Origin of the sequence: Desulforamulus ruminis DSM 2154 (assembly GCF_000215085.1) — a bacterium.
GTDB classification, from domain to species: domain Bacteria; phylum Bacillota; class Desulfotomaculia; order Desulfotomaculales; family Desulfotomaculaceae; genus Desulfotomaculum; species Desulfotomaculum ruminis.
In genome coordinates this window covers 3,767,026-3,790,163 of sequence record NC_015589.1, presented here as the reverse complement: position 1 = coordinate 3,790,163, position 23,138 = coordinate 3,767,026, and the positions used below count along the sequence as shown (strand labels likewise).

The window sequence follows — 23,138 nt, the reverse complement described above, 5'->3', positions numbered from 1 at the left end:
ATCAGGTCACAGAAGGAAATGTTTTTGCAAAACTTGTCTTTCGGTGTCGTCTGCTGGATGACAAAATGTTGTTATTATTTAAATTTTGTGAAAAATTATACATCCCCCAAGATTCAATAGCTGTTGACAGATGAATGGGACAGGTGTTAAACTTGTTCCAGGTGTGAATTAACCTTGTTTATTGTATTCATACTTTCAAGCTTGTGCAATATTAGACAACTTATTGCTTGCTTTTCCAAGGTGCGGACAAGCGTGTCTTTTTTTGTCTAACTAGCTAATTGTTAAGTCCTGCTAAGACTTACCGATTCGCTTTTTGGAAAAGCGGCTGGCCATTTATGGCAGGATAGAAGCACTATCCTTTCACAAAAAAACGGAGGTGAACTTAATGACCGAAGCCAAGAAAACTCCTCTCTTGGACGATCTCGAAAAAGGGCCGTGGCCTAGTTTCGTAACTGAAATGAAAAAGGCTGCAGCCAACAACCTTTCCGCCCAAGACCTGCTTGGTCAACTGGAGCTTTCTTATGAGGACAAAAAGGCCCATTGGAAACACGGTGGTCTGGTAGGTGTTATGGGTTACGGCGGTGGTGTTATCGGTCGCTATTCTGACGTTCCTGAGCAGTTCCCCAATGTAGAGCACTTCCACACTGTTCGTATTAACCAGCCTTCCGGTTGGTATTACAACACCAAGGCGCTCCGTCAGGTTTGCGATGTTTGGGAAAAGTACGGCAGTGGTTTAACCAACCTGCACGGCTCTACCGGTGATTTGGTTCTGCTGGGAACCAAAACAGAGCACATTCAAACCATTTTTGATGAAGTTTCTTCCTTTGAAGAGCATCCCATGGATCTGGGCGGTTCCGGTTCCAACCTGCGTACCCCCAGTTGCTGTGCCGGTCCTGCTCGTTGTGAATTTGCCCTGTTTGACACCACTGATCTGTGTCATGAACTGACCAATGAGTTCCAGGATTACCTGCACCGTCCCATGTGGCCTTATAAATCCAAAATCAAGATTTCCGGCTGCCCCAACGACTGCGTAGCTTCTATTGCTCGTTCCGACTTCTCCTTCCAGGGTACCTGGAGAGACGATATTAAGATCGATCAGGAAGCTGTTCGCGCCTATGCAGAGGGTGGTTTTGATATCCAAGGTTTAGTTATTGACAAGTGCCCCACCAAATGCATGAGCTTTGATGGCAGCGAGTTGAAGATTGACAATGCTAACTGCACCCGTTGCATGCACTGTATCAACAAAATGTGCAAAGCTTTGCGCCCTGGCGATGATCGCGGCGCTACCATCCTGATTGGTGGTAAAGCCCCGATTCTTCAAGGTGCCATGATGGGTTGGGTTATTGTTCCCTTTATGAAAATCGAGCCCCCCTATGAGGAAGTTAAAGAATTCCTTGAGAAGTGCTGGGAGTGGTGGGATGAAAACGGCAAAACCCGTGAGCGTATTGGTGAATTAATCTTGCGTCTGGGTATGCGGAACTTCCTGCGTGCTATTGAGCGTGAACCTATTCCTCAAATGGTAGTAGCTCCACGTGCCAACCCATTCTTCTTCTGGTGGCCTGAAGAAACCGTTCAGGACTAATTTAGAAAAATATACAGTCATGCTGTATAAATAAATGAAACGGGAGAGGTGAACCACATTGGCAAAAACTGACATTGGACCGCCGCTCTATAAAGAAATGTTACCGCCTATTTGTAAAGAAAACTATGGCAAATGGCGTTACCATGAAATTATAAAGCCCGGTGTGCTCGTACACGTATCTGAAACCGGAGCCAAGCTGTACACAGTACGTGCTGGTTCTCCGCGTTTGGTCAGCATTTACTTTATTCGCGAGATCTGTGACCTGGCCGATAAATACTGTGGTGGCTATTTGAGATTTACCAGCCGTAACAACGTGGAGTTCTTAGTATCCGAAGAAGCTAACGTTGAACCTTTGTTAGCTGAACTGGCAGCCAAGAAAATCCCTGTTGGCGGTACCGGTAATTCCATTACCAACATCGTACACACTCAAGGTTGGGTGCACTGCCATACTCCGGCTACCGATGCTTCCGGTATTGTGAAATCCGTAATGGATGAGCTGTTTGAATACTTCACCACCATGAAGCTGCCTGCCAAAATGAGAATTGCTCTGGCCTGCTGCTTGAATATGTGCGGTGCGGTACACTGTTCGGACATCGCTATCCTGGGTATTCACAGAACAGTACCCAAGATTGACCATGAAAGCCTGCATAAGGTTTGCGAAATTCCGACCTTGACAGCTAGCTGCCCCACGGCGGCAATCCGTCCCAATCCCAAGCTGAAGTCCGTAGACATTAAAGCCGAGCGCTGCATGTACTGCGGTAACTGCTACACCATGTGTCCCTCTGTGCACATCATCGATCCTAAGAATGATGCTGTGTCCATCTGGGTGGGTGGTAAAATTTCCAACAGCCGTATCGGCCCCAGATTCTCCCGTTTGGCCATTCCTTTCCTGCCCAACAATCCCCCGCGTTGGCCGGAAGTTGTTGACTCAGTTAAGAAACTGGTTGAAGTATGGGCTGCTAACGCACAGCCTGGCGAGCGTATGGCTGAGTGGATTGACCGCATTAGCTGGGAGAAGTTCTTTGAGATTACCGGTCTTGAATTTACCGATAAGCACATCGACGACTTCACCCTGGCTCAAACCACATTTAGAAGCACAACCCAGTTCAAGTGGTAAGTATATAGCCGCCTGATCTGGCGTATAATAAGCATGGAAGCCGCCGCCTTTTGGGCGGCGGCATCTAAATATGTACCACCCGTCAGGATGGTAAGAAACGGTGGTGTATGGAATGGAAGAAGTAAAAGCAAAAATCCTGGAGTACTTGGAAGGTGTAAGTAAGGAAAAGCCCCGCGTCATTGCCGAGAAGATCGGTGCTGCCAAGAAAGAAGTGGACAAGGCGTGCTCCGAACTGGCGAAGGAAGGTAAAATCGAGTATTTGTACATCGGGACTTCCTACGTTACACTGGCTGGCCGGGACCATACTCCTGGAAAAGAGAAGGAATAGCAGGTCATTATACTTAATAACTCCCAAAAAGAGCGGACGTAGGTCCGCTCTTTTTGTGGTAGGGCTGAAACGGGATCATGGGACAGGAGGGGAACACCCTGGGGAAAAATGTACGGGTGACGGTGAAAGGAACCCGAACCCATGAAAACAACGATCAAGAGGTAATCGAGCTGCTGTCTCCGGGCACCTGTCACTATAAAGGCAATCAATATTACATCTTATATAAGGAAAGCAGCTTTGCTGGTATGGAAGATTGCACCACCACTTTGAGAACGGACGGGAAGACGGTTACCATCATTCGAAGCGGCAGCGTGAACAGCAGGCAGGTCTTTGAAGAGGGGAAAGCGCACCGGTCCGTTTACCAGACAAGCTTTGGCTGCCTGGACATTACGGTACTTCCCCGGAGGGTCGATGTTGACTTGACAGAGCAGGGGGGAAGTATTAAGCTAGAATATGAGTTGGAACTAAATGATTCCAAAATAGGAACGAATGTCTTAGAGATAGTCGTTGAAAATACATAAGCTTTGCTTGATCATCGGAGAAGGGGGCTTAGCCGTTGCAAGGACTGGTGGAAACAATTAAAGAGAACCTAAATGCTGCGCTGCAAAAAGCCATTGCACGGGCGATAGACAAGGGGTTAATTCCTCATATTGAAGTTCCGGAGGTCATGATTGAAGTCCCACGGGAGAAAGGGAACGGTGATTTTGCCAGCACGCTGGCCATGCAGTTGGCCAGGTCGGCCAAGATGCCTCCCCGAAAAATTGCTGAAGCAGTGGTACAAAACCTGGATCTGGAAGGTACTCGGGTAGAACGAGTAGAGATTGCCGGTCCGGGCTTTATTAATTTCTATCTGGCTTCCAACTGGGTCCTGGAAGTGATCCCCTTAGTGCAGAGGGAGGACCGGAATTATGGGCGGCAGGAAAGCGGCAACGGCCGCCGGGTGCAGGTTGAGTTTGTCAGCGCCAATCCTACGGGACTGCTGCATATGGGCAATGCCCGGGGCGCAGCCCTGGGGGATAGTTTGGCTTCCATCCTGGACTTTGCCGGCTACCGTGTAAGCCGTGAATACTATATTAATGACGCCGGCAATCAAATTGAAAATTTTGGCAAGTCTTTAGAAGTCCGGTTTTTCCAGCAGTTGGGCCGGGATGTTCCCATGCCTGAAGAAGGGTATCACGGGGAAGACATTATTGATACTGTCAAAGGGTATATTGAAAAACAGGGAACTGCTCTGGCGGAAGCCGATCCCGAAACCCGCCGCAAGACCCTGGCAGCCTATGCGTTACAAGAAAAGCTGACCCATATCCGCAACACGCTGCTGGATTTTGGCGTAGTCTATGATGAGTGGTTTTCGGAGCAGTCCCTGCACAACAGCGGAGCCATTCAAAAAACCCTGGAGGATTTGCAGGCCAGGGGTTATCTCTATGAGCATGAAAACGCCCTGTGGTTTAAAGCGACGGAATTTGGCGACGAGAAGGACGAGGTGGTGGTTCGCTCCAACGGGATTCCCACTTACTTTGCTGCAGACATCGCTTACCACAGAAACAAGTTTGAGCGGGGCTTTGACTGGGTCATCGACATTTGGGGTGCCGACCATCACGGGCATGTCAACCGGATGAAGGGTTCTATGGAGGCCCTGGGCTATAACCGGGATCAGTTGCACATTATCTTAATGCAGTTGGTTCGGCTGTACCGGGGCGGGGAGATTGTCCGCATGTCTAAACGTACCGGCCAATTTGTCACCCTGGAGGAACTGGTGGAAGAAGTGGGACGGGACGCGGCGCGGTATTTCTTTGTTATGCGCAGTCCGGACAGCCACCTGGAATTTGATTTGGATCTGGCCAAGTCCCAGACCAATGAGAACCCGGTCTTTTATATCCAATACGCCCATGCCCGGATTTGCAGCATTCTTCGTCAGTTACAGGAACAGGGCCGCCCGCTGCCCACGCCCGCTGAAGTGAATCTGGAACTGCTGAAGGAACAGGCGGAATTAGACCTGCTCCGGAAACTGGCGGATTTCCCTACCGAAATTGCCGCTGCGGCAGAACTTTTGGCCCCTCACCGAATTGCCCGGTACCTGCACGATTTGGCCGGGTTGTTCCACAGCTTTTATAACGGTCACCGGGTGATCACCGAGGATGAGGCCCTCTCCGGCGCCCGGTTGGTATTGGTGAATTGTGTTCGTATGGTGTTGCGAAACGCTTTAGGGCTGTTGGGCCTTACGGCGCCTGAAAAAATGTAGGAGACAAGCATATGAAAGATATTTTTCTGGCCACCGTCACGGGTTTGGCGGTGGGCCTCCTTTTTGCGAGGTTAAAGCTGCCGGTGCCGGCACCTTCCAGCTTAACCGGAGTCATGGGGATTGTGGGTATTTTCCTGGGATACGCCCTAGCAATCCGTTTAGGTTGGGTACGTTAAAGTATTGACAGGAACTTTTTCGATCGTTAGAATGGGATAGGCGAAATACAAATTCAACTGATTTTGACAGGAGGCAACATGGCCAAGTTTATTTTTGTTACCGGTGGAGTTGTGTCGTCCTTAGGTAAGGGTATAACCGCTGCTTCACTAGGAAGGTTGCTAAAAAGTCGCGGTTTAAAAGTAGCCATTCAAAAATTGGACCCCTATATTAATATTGATCCGGGCACCATGAGTCCATATCAGCATGGCGAAGTGTTTGTTACCGAGGACGGAGCCGAGACAGATCTGGACCTGGGCCATTATGAGCGGTTTATTGACGTTAATCTAAGCAAAAGCAGCAATGTCACCAGCGGGGGTATTTACTGGTCGGTTATCAGTAAAGAGCGTCGGGGCGACTATTTAGGTGGGACGGTTCAGGTTATCCCGCACATTACCAATGAGATTAAGGACCGGATTCTCCGGGTTGGCCGGGAAATGGACGTGGATGTGGTGCTCACCGAAATTGGCGGCACCGTAGGAGATATTGAATCCCTGCCCTTTTTGGAGGCCATTCGTCAATTAAGAACCGATCTTGGTAAGGGCCATGTGATGTATATTCACGTGACTTTGGTTCCTTATCTGCGCATGGCCAACGAATTAAAAACCAAACCCACCCAGCACTCGGTGAAGGAACTGAGAAGCCTGGGGATCCAACCGGATGTGGTGGTTTGCCGGACGGAAATGCCTTTTTCCAAGGAAATGGAAGAGAAGCTGGCTCTTTTCTGCGATATTGATAAGGAAGCGGTTATCCAGGCCGTGGATGCTTCTTCTATTTATGAAGTTCCCCTGCAGTTGGAGCAGGAAGGTTTGGACGATATTGCCGTTGAGCGGCTGGGGCTCCAGTGCGGTGAAGCGGATATGAACCAGTGGGGAGATATGGTGGCCCGGATGAAGGACCTTAGAGCCACCACCACCATTGCCCTGGTGGGTAAATATGTTTCTCTGCCCGACGCCTATCTTAGTGTGGCGGAAGCCCTGCGTCACGCCGGGCTGCATCATGATTCCGCCGTGGAAATACGCTGGGTGAATTCCGAGGAATTGGAACGGCGGCCGGTGGAGGAGTTGCTGCAGGGAGCTGACGGTATCCTGGTTCCCGGGGGATTTGGGGACCGGGGAATTGAAGGCAAGATTAAGGCCATTAACTATGCCCGGGTAAACAAAATCCCTTTCCTGGGGATTTGTCTGGGCATGCAGTTGGCGGTAGTGGAATATGCCCGCTCGGTGCTGGGCTGGCAGGAGGCCAACAGTGCCGAGTTTAACCAGTACAGCCCGTATCCTGTGATCGATTTGCTGCCGGAGCAAAAGGATCTGGATAAAATGGGCGGCACCATGCGCCTGGGGGCTTATCCCTGCAAGTTAATGCCGGATACTCTGGCCTTTGAAGCTTATGGCGGGGACATTGTTTACGAGCGCCACCGCCACCGCTATGAATTAAATAATGAATTCCGTAGTGCTTTGGCCCAAGCAGGTTTGCTTTTTAGCGGCACCTTGCCCAACGGCAAGCTGGTAGAAATTATTGAACTGCCCGGCCATCCCTGGTTCTTGGCCACCCAGTTTCATCCTGAGTTTAAATCCCGTCCCAACCGTCCTCATCCCTTGTTCAAGGATTTTGTGGGCGCAGCCATTAAAAACAGCCGTCTGTTTTAACAAAGGACAGGCTTGGAACACTTGGAACATCTTCTAATTGACTGATTCTCTTTGACAGCTTTGGTTTTTTTACCAAAGCTTTCATTTTTCTGCAGGTATTTTTTGGCCCGGCCGGTGTAAGATAGGATTAGCTGGTCTTATATGATATTCTTTGGGGTCTGGTTGTTAGACTAATCCTGTTTTTCTTTGGGGTCCGGTTGCCAGCCTTATACGGCTCTGCCTAAGGGTCTAGTTATTTATACCAACAGCCGGCCCCCAAAGAAGTACCCGTCGGGCTAACAACAGGACTAACGGGAATACAGAATAAGGCTAAGGACAGGACCCAAAAGAATACCCTTAAGCTAACAAGGAGTGTGGTTTTTTTGCGACGCAAGGTTATTACAGGGATCATTATTGGAGTACTTCTCCTTTCTCTGGTGGCGGCTTTTGCCTTCAAAGGGGATGATGCCGATAAGGCGGCCAAGGAAGGCGCCGGAGAAAAAATTGCGGTTATACATATTGAAGGAACCATTGTTTCATCCGATCCCGGGGCCTTCGGGAGTACCAGTGTTGCTGCTGCGGACAGAATTGTGGCCAATTTGAAGGAGGCACGGGAAGACCCTGAGATTAAGGCGGTTTTATTAAAACTGAATACCGGCGGCGGCAGTGTGGTGGGTTCCGACGAAATTGGCCGGGAAATTGAACGGGTTAAGAAGTCGGGGAAAAAAGTGACTGCTTATATGGGTGAAATGGCTGCCTCGGGAGGATACTGGATTTCCTGTAAGGCGGATCGCATTATAGCCAATCCCGGCACCTTAACGGGCAGTATCGGGGTGATTTTATCCATTACCCAACTGCAGGAACTTTATGATAAACTTGGCGTGAAAATTACCAACTTTACCACAGGACCTTACAAGGATATGGGCGCTTCCAACAAGCCTCTGTCTCCGGAGGAACAGCAGATTTTTCAGAGCCTGATCGACGACAGTTATCAGGATTTTATTAACGTGGTGGCCCAGGGCAGGCACATGGACCCTGCTCGGGTAAGGGAACTGGCTGACGGCAGGATTTATACGGGTAAACAGGCACAGGCCGTGGGTTTGGTGGATGAACTGGGAGATTATACGGAAGCAGTACAGATTACTGCTAAACTGGCGAATATTAAAGGAGAACCGGAACTGGTGGAGATGGGAAGGCCAAAGGGTTTGTGGGAAGAATTTTTTAGAGGTTTCCAAAGCAAGGGTAATATTCTGCCCTTATCCCTGGAAGGTTTGCAGCTTAGGCCCGAGCAACTCCTGCTGCCTTTACGTTCGGAAAATTAATAGGGAGGGAACACAGGTTGACAGAATATAAAGAAAACAACAGGGAACAGCCGGAAGTTACCGGCAGCCATGAGGGACCCAATTCGGGCGGTGTTCCGGCAGTGGAGATAGAAGCACAGCCTGCGGCTGATCAAGAGGGGAATTCTGAGGCAGAAAATCCTTCTGCTGCTGAACCTGAACAACATCCGCTGCGGGTTTATGATATCATTTACGGCATCCTTTTTGAACCGGTGAAAACCATGAAAATGATCGTCCAAAAGCCCCCGGTGGGCACTACGGTGATCATTATCATTCTTCTTTCTTTGGTTGAATTACTCACAGAACTGTATACCTCCACCCGTGGGGGACCGTCCAACCTGGAGTTGGACCTGGGAATGCCTTTCCGGCAGGCCATGGATTTTTCACAGGCCTTACGGGCAGCGGCACCGGTTCTGGCTGTGCTCGGGGTCCTCTTTTATTTTATAAAATGGTTTTTTTATAGCGCCTTGCTGCATCTGCTGGCTGAGTTCTTCGGTGGACAGGGAAAAGCCAAGACCGTATTTACTGTTTATGGTTTGGCCAGTTTACCTACGGTTTTTTTTATTCCGCTGAATGTTTTGGCCATCCTGCTGTTTCCGTCCAGTTTCACGGCGGTTACCACCATCGCGGGCTTAGGGGTCTTTATCTGGGGTGTTATATTACTTACCATAGGACTTCGGGAGGCCCATCAAATCAGCACGGGTAGAACCCTGGTGGTTATTTTTACACCGGTGGTGGCTGCTTTGGTATTGGTTGTCATCGGTGTTGTCGGGTTAATGTCGGTAATTTCTTCCTTTATCCCAACTACATGGTGAAGTTTGGAAGGAAATATTGTATTTTAAGATAAAAAGCAGGTATTATTCGTCCGGTGTCGAACACTGAAATATCAAAAATTTTTAAGACTTGCCTGTTATGGGATTAAGAGGTAGGTGAATATAATGACAAAGGACATCATTGATGTTCTTATTGTAGATGATCAGGTGGGTGTCCGGCGCTTATTATTTGAGACTTTGGCCGATGAAGGCTACCGAGTCCAGATGGCTGGTGGAGGGGCGGAAGCATTGAATGTTCTTGCTGATACTTTACCTTTCCTGATTCTACTGGACATTAAAATGCCAGGAATGACCGGATTTGAAACTCTGCAGGAGATTCGCAAACGCTATGGCCAAATACCGGTTGTCATGATGACGGCTTACGGGGATATGGAAATTATCGCTGAAACCAAGAGTCTGGGTGTTCAACATTATTTAAATAAGCCCTTTGACCTGGATGACGTGCGAGCTCTGATCAAAGGATTACTGGTTGAGAAAAAGGGATCCGAGAGTTCATTAGAAGAGGAGATCGGTTAGAATCCGGGGATTTCCTATTTAGCAGAGAAAAAAGGAATTTTCGCGGCGGCGGCGAACTCTTTAAGCTAAAGAGGGGGTTATTGCGGTGCTGTTAAATACCGTAACCACTTTGGCCATTCGTTGTCCGGAGTGCGGTGCTCTAGAATTTCATAACCTCTCCCGTTTTGCCTTTTCAGGACGGCGCAGTTTGCAGGTAACCTGTTCCTGTGGTGCTTTTTTGCTGGGGATTGTGAGAAAAAAATCCCACAGCTATTGGCTGCAAATACCCTGTGTTGTCTGTGAGAGCAAACACCTTAAAGAGATCTCCGGTGTTCGTTTGTGGTCCGGGGAACCCTTCGATTTTATTTGTCCTGATTCCGGTCTGGAACTGGGGTTTATCGGCAGGGCGGAAGAAGTAAAAGATCTGGCTCAAACGCTGGACACCGGTCTGGAAGCGCTCATTGATGAAATTGGTTACGACGAGTATTTCAACAATCCCGAGGTGATGCATCAGGTGATGCAGTGCCTGCAGGAGATTGCCGACAACGGCGGGTTGTTCTGCCAGTGCGGCAACAGCCGCATTGAAGTGGAAGTTTTTTTAGACCGGCTGGAACTTCATTGTAAAGAATGCGATAGTGTGAATATTATTTATGCCGAAACCGAAGAGGACCTCAAGGTGATTCAAGAGGTTGAAACCATTGAATTGACTAGGCACGGTTTTAAATGCCTGGATAGTCTCTCCAACTCCAGCAATTCCACCAAACCCACTAAAAAGACCCGACGTAAGCGGAATAAGCAGCAGTAGAAACATAATTCCTGGTTTCTCTGGTCATACTGTTTCTGACCCATCTTTTAGGGTTTGGCCGCAAAACTCCCACGCCGGGAATATGGTTCCTGATGATGGCTTGGCACCAGTTCGCCGGCTCGGACGTGGTCCGGGTTTTTTCTATTTTTAAGGGGAGTCTAAATGGGCTTTTAAGGTAAAGTGAATTATACAATTTTAAAAAAACTGAGGAGGGTGTTTCATGCCACTTGTTCCGGTTACCGAATTATTAAAAAAAGCCGAAGAAGGCAAATATGCCGTTGGCGCGTTCAATGTAAACAACATGGAGATTGTACAGGCCATTGTGGCGGCTGCCGAGGCTGAAAAGGCGCCTGTGATTATGCAGGCCAGCCAAGGAGCCATTAAATACGCGGGGATTGAATACATTTATGCCCTGGCTAATTTGGCTGCCAGCAAGACCTCTGTTCCGGTGGCCCTGCATCTGGACCACGGCACCAGCTTCGAGCAATGCATGAAGTGCATTCGCTTTGGGTTTACTTCGGTGATGATTGATGGTTCTAAACTTCCTCTGCAGGAGAACATTGCCCTGACGAAAAAGGTGATCGAGGTAGCCCGGGCGACCGGCGTATCGGTGGAGGCTGAACTGGGGAAAATCGGTGGCACCGAAGATGATATCCATGTGGATGAAAGGGATGCTTTCTTTACAGATCCTGAGGAGGCGCTGACCTTTGTGCAACAAACCGGAGTAGATTCTCTGGCCATAGCCATTGGTACGGCCCATGGCCAGTATAAGGGCGTGCCCAAGCTGGATTTTGCCCGTTTAGAAAAGATTGTGGGCTTGGTCAAGATTCCCATTGTTCTTCACGGTTCTTCCGGTGTTCCGGATGAGGCTATTCAAGAGGCCATTGGCCTGGGTGTGCGTAAGGTAAATATTGATACCAATATCCGGGAGGCTTTTACCAATGCCTGCCGGCAGGTGGTTGAAAGTAATCCCAAAGAAATTGATCCCCGCAAGGTTTTAAGCCCCGCCCGGGAAGCGGCTACCGAAGTGATCCGGCAGAAAATCAGAGTATTCGGCAGCGCGGGCAGAGCCTAAGGTAAGGGGGATTCCTTTAGGGTCCGGTTATTTCATTAAAACGACAATAACTGGACCCTTAGTAAAACCCTTAAGGCGAGCAACTGGACCACAAGGAAAGCCCTAAAGGCTAAAGAAAAGTTATTAGGAGGTATAAACGCACATGCTTTTCTTCATAGACACTGCCAATGTGGATGAAATTAGAGCGGCAAACTCCTTAGGCGTGATTTCCGGAGTCACTACCAATCCTTCTTTGATTGCCAAGGAAGGAAGGGACTTTGCGGAAGTGGTCAGAGAGATCGTTTCTATTGTTGACGGGCCGATCAGTGCTGAAGTCATCAGCCTGGAGGCAGGGGAAATGCTTCGAGAAGCGGAGGAACTGGCCGCCATTCACTCTAATATTGTCATCAAGATTCCCATGACCCCGGAGGGCCTTAAAGCTACCCGGGCTTGTTATGAAAAAGGGATAAAAACCAATGTTACACTGGTGTTTTCCGCCAACCAGGCACTATTGGCCGCCCGTGCCGGGGCCACTTACGTCAGTCCCTTTGTGGGCCGCCTGGATGATATTGGACACGACGGCATCGGGTTAATTTATGATATTATTGAGATCTTTGATAATTACAACCTGGAAACCCAGGTTATTTCCGCCAGTATTCGTCACCCGCTCCATGTGTTGCAATCAGCCAAAGCAGGGGCGCATATTGCTACGGTACCTTACAAGGTTTTGCTGCAGATGACCAAACATCCCCTCACAGATAAGGGCATTGACGCCTTTTTAACGGATTGGGCCAAACTAACAGGCGGTAAAGCTTAAGGGTATTCCTTTTGGGTCCTGTCCTTAGACTTATTCTGTATTCCTGTTAGGTCCTGTTGTTAGCCTGACGAGTATTTCTTTGGGGTCCTGCTATCTGTATAACTGTATTTTTATTAAGAAAGTATAATCCCAAGGAAATACCCCAGTACAAATAACTAGACCTTTAAGCAAAGCAGTATAAGGCTGGCAACTGGACCCTCAAGAAATACTCATAAGGCCAACAACCATAAGCCCCACCCTTGACTCCTGCTTACCCCGGCGCTATACTAAATTTATCCTGCATTTGCAGGCAAAGTAAAAACCTTTGGGTTTGTTGAATTCTTAGGAGGATTTTTTGGTGGCAACCAATCTAATTAAATCGTTGTTTTGTAAATGCAAGGAATCCTGCTACCAGTTGATAAATCTTCCCGAGGCCCCTCAGAAAGTGGCTCAGGGAATTGCTCTGGGCGTGGCCTTTGACTTTCTGCCGGTTCCCTTCATCAGTATTCCTCTCTCGTTCCTGGTTGCAAAGCTGATTCGTGTTCACGCAGTAGCAGCGACCCTCACGGTGCTCATTTTTAAACCGGCTGTTCCTCTGTTTTTTACCCTGAATATTTTTGTAGGTAAACTTCTCGTGGGAGAGGCGCCTTCACCCATCACAACGGATTTAGCCCATGGAATCCCTGTACTGACCAAAGCCATCTTAAAAATAAAAGCTTTGGGATTTCCTTTTTTGGTGGGCAGCGTGATCGACGCCTTAGTGGCCAGCTTTCTGATTTATTTTGCGGCTGTTAAATTTTTAGAGTTCCGCCAGAAAGCTGCTATAAAAAAAAACAAAAAAGTAGGCATTGTCCCTGCGAATAAAACTTCCTAACCGTGGTTATAAGTTAAAAATAGAACATTTAAAGGTGGAGTCTACTTGACCGAAAGTCAAAAGCCTGTTACAACACAGGCTGAATTAGAATCCAAGACCATGCGGGAGTTGTATACCATTGCCCGCGACTTGGAAATTTCTGGATATTATAAACTGCGAAAAAAGGAACTGGTTTTTGAGATATCCAAACTGCAAACTCAACAAAGCGGTGTATCCATGGCCGGAGGCGTTTTGGAAATACTCCCTGACGGTTACGGCTTTCTAAGACCTTCAACTTATGTCCCCAGCAATGACGATATTTATGTTTCTGTTTCACAGATCAGGCGCTTTGACTTGAGAACCGGAGACATGGTTTTTGGTCAGGTCCGAAGACCAAAGGACAACGAACGGTATTACGGCCTGTTGCGGGTTGAACAGGTGAACGGTGTTAACCCCGAACTGGCTGCTGAACGAATGCATTTTGAAGGCCTCACACCTCTCTATCCTCAACAAAGAATTAAACTGGAAACCTTCCGCGATCGTATTTCAACCCGAATTATTGACCTCATCGCACCCCTGGGCAAGGGTCAGCGGGGTCTTATTGTAGCCCCTCCTAAAGCAGGAAAAACCATATTAATCAAGGAAATTGCCAATAGCATTACCGCAAATCATCCTGAGATTGTCCTGTTAATATTATTAATTGACGAAAGACCCGAAGAAGTAACGGATATTGAACGGTCTGTAAAAGCCGAGGTGGTCAGTTCAACCTTTGATGAGCCGCCGGATAACCATGTTAAGGCTTCCGACATGGTTTTAGAACGGGCCAAGCGGCTGGTTGAGAGCGGACGGGATGTGGTCATTTTACTGGACAGCATTACCCGGTTGGCCCGGGCCCACAATTTGGTCATCCCCCCCAGCGGGCGAACCTTGTCCGGCGGCGTAGACCCGGCCGCCCTGCACAAACCGAAAAGATTTTTTGGCGCTGCCCGGAATATGGAAGAAGGGGGCAGCTTGACCATCCTGGCTACAGCACTGGTTGAAACCGGCAGCCGGATGGATGATGTCATCTTCGAAGAATTCAAGGGAACCGGCAACATGGAACTGATTCTGGACCGCAAATTGGCGGACCGTCGGCTGTTTCCCGCCATTGATATCCAGCGGTCCGGCACCCGGCGGGAGGATTTACTGTTGAATAAGGAAGAACTGGAATATGTTTGGAGCCTCCGCAGGGCCATTACCAGCATGTCTCCCATTGAAGCCCTGGAAAATCTTTTGGATCGTATGAAGCATACCCGGGTGAATGAAGAACTGCTGTATGACTTTAAACCCAAACCCAGGCCCCAGCAGCCTGAAGAGCCTGCTAAATTTATCAAAAGACCTTATAAAAGGAGAATTGAAGAGCGGGGATAAGAGAAATTTTCCCCCTAAAGGTATAATTTGCTGTCACTTCGGTTAAGCTACGAATAGTTTGCTTAATTGAGGTGACTTATTTTATGAAATTTTTTATAAATAAAAAGCAGTTTTTAGCAGTATCCACTGCCGTTTTTCTGTCCTGTACGGTGCTGGGAATTCTACCTGCCGGTGCCGGTCTGGATGAGGTCATGGATGAGGGCAACTATACGCCTCCCTTAGCCCGGGAAGAAAGGGTGGAAAAGGCTGCGGCTAACAGGCCGGCGGGAGAACAGGGGCGCCAAGACCTGGTATATCAGGTTCGTGAAGGGGATACTCTCTGGAGTATTGCCGAGCGTTCCGGGACCACCGTGGTTAAATTAGCCATGGTCAACCATATCAGCCAGGAAGAAGTCCTGCTGCCCGGCCGCGATTTGATCCTTCCCGGCGCAAATGCCGGTGTTCATAAGGTAGCCACCGGGGAGACCCTAACTCATATTGCAGGTCAATATGGTCTCTCGATGCAAGATTTAATTGAGGCCAACCATTTGACCAACCCCAACAATATTAAAATTGGCCAAGAACTTAAAATACCCGGGGCAATGAACCGGGAAGCTGCCGTAAGCGTCGCCGGTGATCGAATCCTATTGGGCGGCTGGGCCTGGCCGGTGGCGGGGGAAGTAACTTCTCTCTTTGGCATCCGGGAAGACCGGCCCCATGAAGGGGTGGATATTGGAGCCAATGAAGGCGCTGTTATTTCCGCTGCCGAAGCCGGGACGGTAGTTTGGTCGGCTCCCAGAGGCACCTACGGTCTGACGGTGATTATTGACAATGGCAACGAGATACGTTCTCTGTATGCTCACTGCTCCAAACTGCTGGTTCAGGAAGGTCAGTGGGTTGAACGGGGCCAGGCCATTGCTCTGATAGGCAATACCGGCAATTCTGCAGGACCGCACCTGCATATGGAAATTTTGAGGCAGGGAATTCCTGTGGATCCCCTGATGTTTTTAAAAGAAAGGTTATTTGGATAAAACCTGCTAGAATAGAAAGAAAACCCCCATCCGGTGGATGGGGGTACTTTATTTTTATTTAGTTTTCCGTAACGCCGTCCCTGTATTCCCCACATTAATTATAAAAGAAAAATCTTATTTCGCATGTGGACGCTTTCCGGAAAAGCGACCTAAGTGCGCGGTATTGGGGGGAAAGGTTATTCCTCATGTTTTCAGGGTTGGGGGCGTCTCTGCCTTTTTAAATTTTTGTACCAGTGCTCCTGACTTGGCTTACAGGGGCGGTACAGGCATCGGTTCCACACAACAGCAAAAGGTTTTAAGCTGAAAAAATGATCCACCACATAGAAGGGGAAAGGAAAAATCTGAAAAACGGAGGGATAATACTTTTTAAAGCATTTATGATTGTTCTCTGTGTAAAAGGAAATTACCACATCCCTTCAGTAATCGGAGTAATTCATTCCGGGTTGGTGGCCTGGGATTACCTGGGTCCCCTGACAGGGAGGGGGCGGATTTTTCTACAGGCCCTCCCGGTGGACTGGACGAGCCACCTGGGGCGAACCGCCTTTCCGCCCCACCGGCCTGTACAGGGGATTTCACCATTTTAGGCGATCCTGTATGCTGTGGTGGTTTCACCTCCTCTTCTTTGAGCAGCCTGCTCGGCAAGCCTGATGGCAGAACTATGTTATTCCTGATAAACTCAGGGGAATCATTGATGTTAAACATGCAATCGCCTCCCTCAGTTAGCAGATACTGTCAAAGGACCAGACACTATGAAGTTGTAGTTTCTTGCCATGTTCCTTCGGGCCGGTCAGTGGAGACTGTACTCCCGGCGGAGGAATGTCGCTTCCCCGCGTGCTGTAGGCTCCGAAACAGATATACCAGATATTGGTATCTATGCAATAATTACGACATTGGTTATCAAATCCCTTTTTTTGGAAAAAATAATTTTATAAAATATATATAAATTACCGGGTAAACATTGCCAAAGTTAAATTGCTAATTTTAAAAAGGAAACTTAGGATCCTCGAAGAAGTACTTTTAAAAATCAAATAACCAACAGCGAGACCATAGGGAAATTTTCAAGCCGAACAGCGGAATCCATAGTCTTGCACCCCCTTAGTATCTATGCTATAATATCGACGTGTGTTTATCGGTAATTATGCCTTTGGCATTTAGCGCATTGGAGAAAGAAGGTGAGTTTGCTTTATGAAAGAAAAAATCCATCCTAAATACAATGAGGTTGAAGTTAAGTGTGTCTGCGGGAACACGTTTACCACAGGTTCCACCAAAAAGGAAATTAAAGTGGAGATTTGCTCCAATTGCCATCCTTTTTACACCGGATCTCAGCGTCAAATCGAAGTTGGCGGCCGGGCCGAGAAATTCCGCAAGAAGTTCGGCTTGAAATAGCTTACCCTAGCAGAGCGCTGGCTCTGCTATTTCTTTATATCCAACAAGCTATAAATAAAAAGGAGTTTTGCTATGTCTTTTCAATATGGAGGCCAGGCAGTCATTGAAGGTGTCATGATGCGGGGACCCAGCCGTCGGGCTGTGGCGGTCCGCCGTCCCGATGAAACCATTGCAATCAATGAAAAACCCATGGGATCCATTACCCAGAGGCTTCCGTTCTTGAAATTGCCCTTTATCCGCGGAGTGGTGATGCTGTTTGAATCACTGATCATGGGTATTGAAGCCCTGAGCTACTCGGCGGAACAGGCCATGGGAGAAGAAGAGGAGGAGAAAATCAGCAAATGGGAAATGGCTTTAACCATTGCTTTTTCCCTGGGACTCGCCATCGTCCTCTTTATCGTGTTGCCAACAACCCTCATTTATTATGCAGGGTCCGGCATTCAGGACAATTTCCTGAGAAATGTGATTGAAGGGATTGTTCGGCTGGCAGTATTCCTGGGCTATGTAGTGGCGGTTTCCCGGATGAAAGACATCCAGCGAGTTTTTATGTACCATGGTGCTGAGCACAAGGTGATTAATGCCTATGAAGCAGGGAAAGAACTTACGGTGCAAGAGGTGCAGAGGTTTTCCACCCTGCATCCCCGTTGCGGAACTAGTTTCCTGCTGATTGTTATTTTGATTAAAGTGGTTATTTTCTCCGGAGTCACTGCTTCCGGGCTTTTTGGACAGATTTTTTTCCGGGTGCTTCTGCTGCCGGTGGTAGCCGGAGTTGCCTATGAACTGCTGAAACTTTCGGGAAAATATCAGGATAAAGGCCTCTGCAAGATATTTATTGCCCCGGGTCTCTGGCTGCAGAAGCTCACCACCAATGAGCCGGATGACGCTCAGGTAGAAGTAGCCATCAAGGCTTTTGATGCAGTCCGTAAGGAAGGTGACGTCGTACATGTTCGATAAACTCCAGGCTCTGGAGGATAAGTATCAAGTGCTGGAAGGCCAAGTCAGCGATCCCGAAGTGATGGCCGACCGGGCCAAGTGGCAGCAGATGGTGAAAGCTCATGCCGATTTAACGGATGTGGTGGAAGCCTTCCGTCAATATAAAAAAACACTGTCTGATTTGGAAGAAAACCGGTTGATGCTGGAAGATAAACTGGAACCGGATTTTCAGGAGATGGTGGAACTGGAGATTGGGGAGCTGGAAAGCCGTAAAGAAGAACTGGAGCAAAAGCTCAAAATTCTGCTGCTGCCTAAGGACCCTAACGATGAAAAAAACGTTATCGTGGAAATCCGGGGCGGCACTGGTGGCGACGAGGCGGCTTTGTTTGCCGGGGACCTGTTCAGGATGTATTGCCGATACGCCGAACGAAAAGGCTGGCGTACGGAAATTATTGATGCCAATGAAACAGACCTGGGAGGTTTTAAAGAAATCACCTTTGTGGTGGAGGGTAAAGGGGCCTTCAGCAACTTAAAGTTTGAGAGCGGTGTGCACCGGGTGCAGCGGGTTCCAGCCACGGAAAGCGGCGGCCGCATTCACACCTCGGCGGCCACGGTGGCGGTGTTGCCTGAGGCCGAAGAGGTGGATATTGAGGTAAATGCCAACGATATTCGCATTGACCTGTTCTGCGCCAGTGGTCCCGGCGGCCAGTGCGTGAACACCACCCAGTCGGCAGTGCGAATTACCCATATTCCAACCGGTATTGTGGTTTCCTGCCAGGATGAAAAGTCCCAGCATAAGAATAAAGACAAGGCCATGCGCGTCTTGCGGGCCCGGTTGCTGGATAAGGCTCAGGAAGAGCAGCAAAAGGCCATTGCCAGCACCCGCAAATCCATGGTGGGCAGCGGAGACCGCAGTGAAAGAATTCGCACCTACAACTTTCCCCAAAACCGTATTACCGACCACCGCATCGGTCTGACCGTACACCGGCTGGAATATGTATTGCAGGGAGATTTGTTTGAAATTATTGAAGCGCTAAGCACCACCGATCAGGCCGAGAGATTGAAGGCTGTGGAAGAGTAGGCAGTTCGCCTTATAGGTTAAAATTTTGGGTCCAGTTGCTAGCCTTATAAGTATTCCAAAAGGTTCTGTAGAAGGAGTCTTGAGGAAATACATGGAAGACTAGCAACTGGACCCTTAGACTTACCGGCAAGGCTAAAAACGGGACCCTAAAGATTACGATAAAGGCAAATGGAGATTTACCATGCGAATACAAGAGGCCCTTTGGGTGGGCGGACGATTTTTAAAAGAAAGAGAGATTCCCTCCTGGAAGCTGGACGCCCGGGTGCTGCTTTCGGCAGTAACCAGTTTGGACCGGACGGGGCTTGTATTAAAGGGAGATTTGTCCTTAGAGGCGGAACAGCAGGAGCATTATCATAAACTGCTGGAAAGGCGGGCTGCAGGGGAACCGGCAGCTTATTTGATTGGGCATAAAGAATTTATGGGTTTGGACTTTAAGGTGACTCCGGCGGTTTTAATCCCCCGTCCGGACACGGAATTAATGGTGGAAATGGCTCTGGCCTGCTTGAAAGAATCTCAAGAGCGGCTTCCGGTGGTTGTGGATGTTGGCACAGGCAGCGGGGCAGTTGCCGTAAGCCTGGCCTATCTGCTGCCGGAACTGCGGGTACATGCCGTGGACCTTTCTGAACAAGCCTTGGCCGTGGCAAGGGAAAATGCTCTGCGGCACGGTGTGGAAAAAAGGGTATCTTTTTATGCGGGGAATCTTTTAGATCCGGTTGATGAGAAACTCCAACAAAACATTCACCTGATAACTGCCAATCTTCCTTATATTCCCACCACGGATATTCCGGGCCTGATGGCCGATGTCAGAAATTTTGAGCCCCACCTGGCCCTGGACGGCGGGGTGGACGGGTTGGAGCTTTACCGCAGGCTGCTGCCCAAGGCATCTAAATATTTGGCGCCGGGAGGCCATTTGCTGATGGAAATCGGCCCCGGCCAGGGACAGGAAGCGATCAATATCCTCCCTTTGAAATACTGGGTGGCGGAAATTTATCGGGACTTGGCCCACCGGGAGCGGCTGGTGGTGGCACGGAAGTTGTAAAGAATTTTTCCGGGTTTAGCTGTGTCCAATAACCAGCGACCCAAGCGGTTATATTATCCGGAGAGGATTGGAGATGAAATCCATGGAACCCATTACGACCAAACTGTGGGTTGTCGATAAAAAAAACCCGGATCCGTATATCATCGGGCAGGCGGCTGACATAATAAGAAGGGGCGGCTTGGTGGCTTTTCCCACGGAGACAGTTTACGGTCTTGGCGCCAATGGCCTGAACGGCGCCGCTGTGGCCGGAATTTACCGGGCCAAGGGAAGGCCCTCGGATAACCCCTTGATTTTGCATGTGGCGGATAAGCGCATGGCTGAAGGCATTTGTCCACAATTGTCGGAAACAGCCAAGAAGCTAATGGCCCTTTTCTGGCCCGGTCCCCTTACCTTAGTGGTGCCCAAAAAGGCCGGGATTCCGGAAGAGGTAACCGGTGGTTTGAATACCGTGGCCATTCGTATGCCCGATCACCCTGTGGCCTTGGCCTTGATCCGGGCCGCCGGTGTGCCGGTGGCAGCTCCCAGCGCCAATCGGTCCGGACGGCCCAGCCCCACCACTGCGGCCCATGTTCAACAGGATCTGCAGGGGAGAATTGATGCCATTCTGGATGCGGGTCCGGCGGGTCTGGGTCTGGAGTCAACGGTTCTTGACCTGACCGTTGAAACGCCGGTTATTCTCCGCCCGGGCGGGATAACCTTTGAACAATTGACCGAGGCGCTGGGAAAAGTGCTGATGGATCCTTCGGTTTTGGGAGAAAAATTACCCGAAAATCAATCTCCCCGCTCACCCGGGATGAAATATGCCCATTATGCCCCGGCTGCCAAGGTTGTTTTATTTGAAGGGGAGCCGAAGAGTGTGGTTCAATGCCTGGGGGTCAGGACCGGGGAATTATTAGCGGGTGGAGAACGGGTGGGCATTCTTGCCACCGAAGAGAACCAGGGCAGGTACCCCAAGGGTTCCATTGTACTGACCATGGGACCAAGGGAAAACCCTTCCGAGGCAGCCGCCGTGCTCTTTAGCCTGCTGCGGCAGTTTGATGAACATCAGGTGGATGTGATTCTGGCCGAAGGGCTGGAGCTTGGAGGAATCGGTTTGGCTGTGATGAATCGCCTTCGCCGGGCTGCCGCAGAAGTGGTGAAATGTGAATAAAACCAGACCTATTTTGGCCAATCTGGACATACATATCAATAGAAGAATCAATGGCTGAAAGCCCGTAGCCGACAGCCAACCTCCAAGAAATATACATGCACTTAAGAGGACGGTGTTATTGTTGTCTTTAGCAACTCTCCTGGCTTTGGCAGTGGCTTTGGGGTCCGATGCCTTTTCGCTGTGTGTAGGGATTGGTATGGCCGGGGTTACACGCAGGCAAATTATGATTGTTAGCCTCACTGTGCTGATTTTTCATATTTTTATGCCGCTGCTGGGCTGGTATGCCGGAGGGTATTTAGGCAGTAAAATGGGCCGGGCGGCCAGCATTGCCGGGGCGGCGTTGCTGGTGTATCTGGGTTTAAAAATGATCTGGGATGTTTTGAGACCCGGAGAAGATGAGCCCAAATTTATCATTACCAACACCGGGGGACTGTTGTTGCTTTCGGCCAGTGTCAGCCTGGATGCCCTCAGCGTGGGTTTTACCCTGGGGACCCAGCAGGTTTCCCTGGCGCTGGCTGCCGGAATGATTGGCCTGGTAGCCGGGGGAATGACCTTTGCCGGACTCACCCTTGGCAGAACGGTGGGAGACTGGATTGGCAACAAAGGAGAATTAATTGGAGGAATCATTCTGGCGGGAATTGGCATAAAACTATTTTTTTGAAGGAAAAAGGGAATATATTGTAGAAGAAAGAACTGTCCATCTTTGATGGGCAGTTTTCTTATGCTGACAAACAACTCCGGGAATAATAAAACCGAGGAGTGAACTCATGCAACAAAAAATTCTTTTTGTTTGTACAGGGAATACCTGCCGCAGCAGTATGGCGGAGGGCCTAGCCAGGAAGGCGGCACAGGAACTGGGTAGCCAAGGGTTGGTATTTGCCTCTGCCGGTACCCTGGCTCTGCCGGGGGATAAAGCAGCAAACCAGGCTATAGAAATCCTGGCTGAAATGGGCATTGAGCTTTCACAGCACCGGGCCACTTTACTGACCAGAGAAATGATTATGGAAGCGGATCTGATTCTTACCATGACGGCAAGCCACCGCAGGCAGGTGCTGAGCATGATGCCGGAAGCCGCAGACAAGGTCCATATACTGGGCCAGTATGCAGGTGTTCCCGGCGATGTACCGGACCCCTTTGGTGGTTCGGTTGAGGAATATCGCCGCTGTGCCGGAAACCTGCAAGCATTAATCCGGAAGGTTCTGGATCGGCTCAAGACTGACTAACAACAGAAACTTTGTGATTGGTTAAATTTGATTTTGAAATAAAGGAAAAGCAAGCTTTCTTGGAGAACCCCAATATTTATTTAATACATGGAGGTAGAACGGTTGAAAAGTCTTTCTGTCGTAATCGGTAGCGATCATGCTGGCTTTGCAATGAAAGAACAAATTCGAGAATACCTGAAAGCCCTGGGTGTTCAAGTGGAGGATGCCGGCTGCCATTGCACCGAATCCTGCGATTATCCGGATTTCGCCCTGGCGGTGGGGGAAAAGATTCGTTCAGGGATCTGCCAGCGCGGGGTCCTTATTTGTGGGACCGGCGTGGGCATGGCTATTGCAGTAAACAAAATACCCGGTATTCGGGCGGCCAATGTTTTTGATGTTGAAATTGCCACTTTAGCCCGGGAGCATAACGATGCCAACGTTCTTACCCTAGGCTCCAGATTTCTGGACCTGGAAAAGGCCAAAGAGATTGTACAGGCCTTTATGGATACTGAATTTGCCGGTGACCGGCATGCTAAACGAGTGGCTAAAATTGCGGAAATCGAGAAGAAGTATTGCCCGGGGAGCCAGGTTTAGCTAAAGTGTATAAAAATATATAAAACTGAAATAAGGAGAGAAAACTT

24 protein-coding genes are annotated in these 23,138 nt (G+C 49.2%); all 24 read left to right on the top strand.

Translation table 11 applies throughout. From position 1 onward, the window contains the following. Positions 1 to 385: 385 nt before the first annotated feature. On the top strand, positions 386 to 1,582 hold the full coding sequence (gene dsrA, locus DESRU_RS18760; RefSeq protein ID WP_013843669.1) for a dissimilatory-type sulfite reductase subunit alpha: 1,197 nt from the start codon (positions 386 to 388) through the stop codon (positions 1,580 to 1,582). A gap of 58 nt (positions 1,583 to 1,640) precedes the next feature. Next, entirely contained in the window at positions 1,641 to 2,699 is a 1,059-nt protein-coding gene (gene dsrB / locus DESRU_RS18755; protein ID WP_013843668.1) for a dissimilatory-type sulfite reductase subunit beta, read from the top strand. Positions 2,700 to 2,811: 112 nt separating this feature from the next. Next, positions 2,812 to 3,027, top strand: a complete 216-nt coding sequence (locus DESRU_RS18750; protein ID WP_013843667.1) for a hypothetical protein — start codon at positions 2,812 to 2,814, stop codon at positions 3,025 to 3,027. 77 nt (positions 3,028 to 3,104) lie between these two features. Beyond that, positions 3,105 to 3,548, top strand: a complete 444-nt coding sequence (locus tag DESRU_RS18745) for a YwiB family protein (RefSeq protein ID WP_013843666.1) — start codon at positions 3,105 to 3,107, stop codon at positions 3,546 to 3,548. A gap of 35 nt (positions 3,549 to 3,583) precedes the next feature. Next, the gene (gene argS / locus DESRU_RS18740; RefSeq protein ID WP_013843665.1) at positions 3,584 to 5,269 is read left to right on the top strand and encodes an arginine--tRNA ligase; all 1,686 of its coding nucleotides are present in this window, start codon (positions 3,584 to 3,586) and stop codon (positions 5,267 to 5,269) included. Positions 5,270 to 5,280: 11 nt separating this feature from the next. Continuing rightward, positions 5,281 to 5,445 carry a XapX domain-containing protein gene (locus DESRU_RS18735; protein WP_013843664.1) on the top strand — a complete coding sequence of 55 codons (165 nt, stop codon included), beginning with the start codon at positions 5,281 to 5,283 and terminating at the stop codon, positions 5,443 to 5,445. Between the two features lie 78 nt (positions 5,446 to 5,523). After that, on the top strand, positions 5,524 to 7,131 hold the full coding sequence (locus DESRU_RS18730) for a CTP synthase (protein WP_013843663.1): 1,608 nt from the start codon (positions 5,524 to 5,526) through the stop codon (positions 7,129 to 7,131). Positions 7,132 to 7,493: 362 nt separating this feature from the next. Then, positions 7,494 to 8,432, top strand: a complete 939-nt coding sequence (sppA, locus tag DESRU_RS18725) for a signal peptide peptidase SppA (RefSeq protein WP_013843662.1) — start codon at positions 7,494 to 7,496, stop codon at positions 8,430 to 8,432. Positions 8,433 to 8,449: 17 nt separating this feature from the next. After that, positions 8,450 to 9,265 carry a Yip1 family protein gene (locus DESRU_RS18720; RefSeq protein ID WP_013843661.1) on the top strand — a complete coding sequence of 272 codons (816 nt, stop codon included), beginning with the start codon at positions 8,450 to 8,452 and terminating at the stop codon, positions 9,263 to 9,265. 123 nt (positions 9,266 to 9,388) lie between these two features. Next, complete coding sequence (locus DESRU_RS18715) at positions 9,389 to 9,799, top strand: response regulator (RefSeq protein ID WP_013843660.1); 411 nt, start codon at positions 9,389 to 9,391, stop codon at positions 9,797 to 9,799. Between the two features lie 85 nt (positions 9,800 to 9,884). Then, positions 9,885 to 10,583 (top strand): hypothetical protein, encoded by a 699-nt coding sequence (locus DESRU_RS18710; RefSeq protein WP_013843659.1) that lies wholly within the window; start codon positions 9,885 to 9,887, stop codon positions 10,581 to 10,583. A gap of 220 nt (positions 10,584 to 10,803) precedes the next feature. Next, positions 10,804 to 11,658, top strand: coding sequence for a class II fructose-1,6-bisphosphate aldolase (locus DESRU_RS18705; RefSeq protein WP_013843658.1), 855 nt, complete (start codon positions 10,804 to 10,806; stop codon positions 11,656 to 11,658). A 142-nt stretch (positions 11,659 to 11,800) separates the two neighbouring features. Continuing rightward, positions 11,801 to 12,454 carry a fructose-6-phosphate aldolase gene (fsa, locus tag DESRU_RS18700; RefSeq protein ID WP_013843657.1) on the top strand — a complete coding sequence of 218 codons (654 nt, stop codon included), beginning with the start codon at positions 11,801 to 11,803 and terminating at the stop codon, positions 12,452 to 12,454. 337 nt (positions 12,455 to 12,791) lie between these two features. Further along, positions 12,792 to 13,307 carry a DUF2062 domain-containing protein gene (locus DESRU_RS18695; RefSeq protein WP_143758819.1) on the top strand — a complete coding sequence of 172 codons (516 nt, stop codon included), beginning with the start codon at positions 12,792 to 12,794 and terminating at the stop codon, positions 13,305 to 13,307. A gap of 45 nt (positions 13,308 to 13,352) precedes the next feature. Then, complete coding sequence (gene rho, locus DESRU_RS18690; protein ID WP_013843655.1) at positions 13,353 to 14,696, top strand: transcription termination factor Rho; 1,344 nt, start codon at positions 13,353 to 13,355, stop codon at positions 14,694 to 14,696. Positions 14,697 to 14,779: 83 nt separating this feature from the next. After that, positions 14,780 to 15,706 (top strand): peptidoglycan DD-metalloendopeptidase family protein, encoded by a 927-nt coding sequence (locus tag DESRU_RS18685; protein ID WP_013843654.1) that lies wholly within the window; start codon positions 14,780 to 14,782, stop codon positions 15,704 to 15,706. A gap of 1,185 nt (positions 15,707 to 16,891) precedes the next feature. Further along, entirely contained in the window at positions 16,892 to 17,092 is a 201-nt protein-coding gene (gene rpmE / locus DESRU_RS18675; RefSeq protein ID WP_013843653.1) for a 50S ribosomal protein L31, read from the top strand. A gap of 72 nt (positions 17,093 to 17,164) precedes the next feature. Next, positions 17,165 to 18,046 (top strand): DUF1385 domain-containing protein, encoded by an 882-nt coding sequence (locus DESRU_RS18670; RefSeq protein WP_013843652.1) that lies wholly within the window; start codon positions 17,165 to 17,167, stop codon positions 18,044 to 18,046. After that, positions 18,036 to 19,106 (top strand): peptide chain release factor 1, encoded by a 1,071-nt coding sequence (prfA, locus tag DESRU_RS18665; RefSeq protein ID WP_013843651.1) that lies wholly within the window; start codon positions 18,036 to 18,038, stop codon positions 19,104 to 19,106. The genes DESRU_RS18670 and prfA overlap by 11 nt, the downstream gene beginning before the upstream one ends. Positions 19,107 to 19,287: 181 nt before the next feature. Then, positions 19,288 to 20,145 carry a peptide chain release factor N(5)-glutamine methyltransferase gene (gene prmC / locus DESRU_RS18660; RefSeq protein WP_013843650.1) on the top strand — a complete coding sequence of 286 codons (858 nt, stop codon included), beginning with the start codon at positions 19,288 to 19,290 and terminating at the stop codon, positions 20,143 to 20,145. An 82-nt stretch (positions 20,146 to 20,227) separates the two neighbouring features. Further along, the gene (locus DESRU_RS18655) at positions 20,228 to 21,295 is read left to right on the top strand and encodes an L-threonylcarbamoyladenylate synthase (RefSeq protein ID WP_013843649.1); all 1,068 of its coding nucleotides are present in this window, start codon (positions 20,228 to 20,230) and stop codon (positions 21,293 to 21,295) included. 121 nt (positions 21,296 to 21,416) lie between these two features. Then, a complete protein-coding gene (locus DESRU_RS18650; protein WP_041275902.1) occupies positions 21,417 to 21,956 on the top strand; it encodes a manganese efflux pump MntP in 540 nt (179 codons plus the stop codon). A gap of 106 nt (positions 21,957 to 22,062) precedes the next feature. Further along, positions 22,063 to 22,518 (top strand): low molecular weight protein arginine phosphatase, encoded by a 456-nt coding sequence (locus DESRU_RS18645; protein ID WP_013843647.1) that lies wholly within the window; start codon positions 22,063 to 22,065, stop codon positions 22,516 to 22,518. Between the two features lie 102 nt (positions 22,519 to 22,620). Next, on the top strand, positions 22,621 to 23,091 hold the full coding sequence (rpiB, locus tag DESRU_RS18640) for a ribose 5-phosphate isomerase B (protein WP_013843646.1): 471 nt from the start codon (positions 22,621 to 22,623) through the stop codon (positions 23,089 to 23,091). Positions 23,092 to 23,138: the final 47 nt, after the last annotated feature.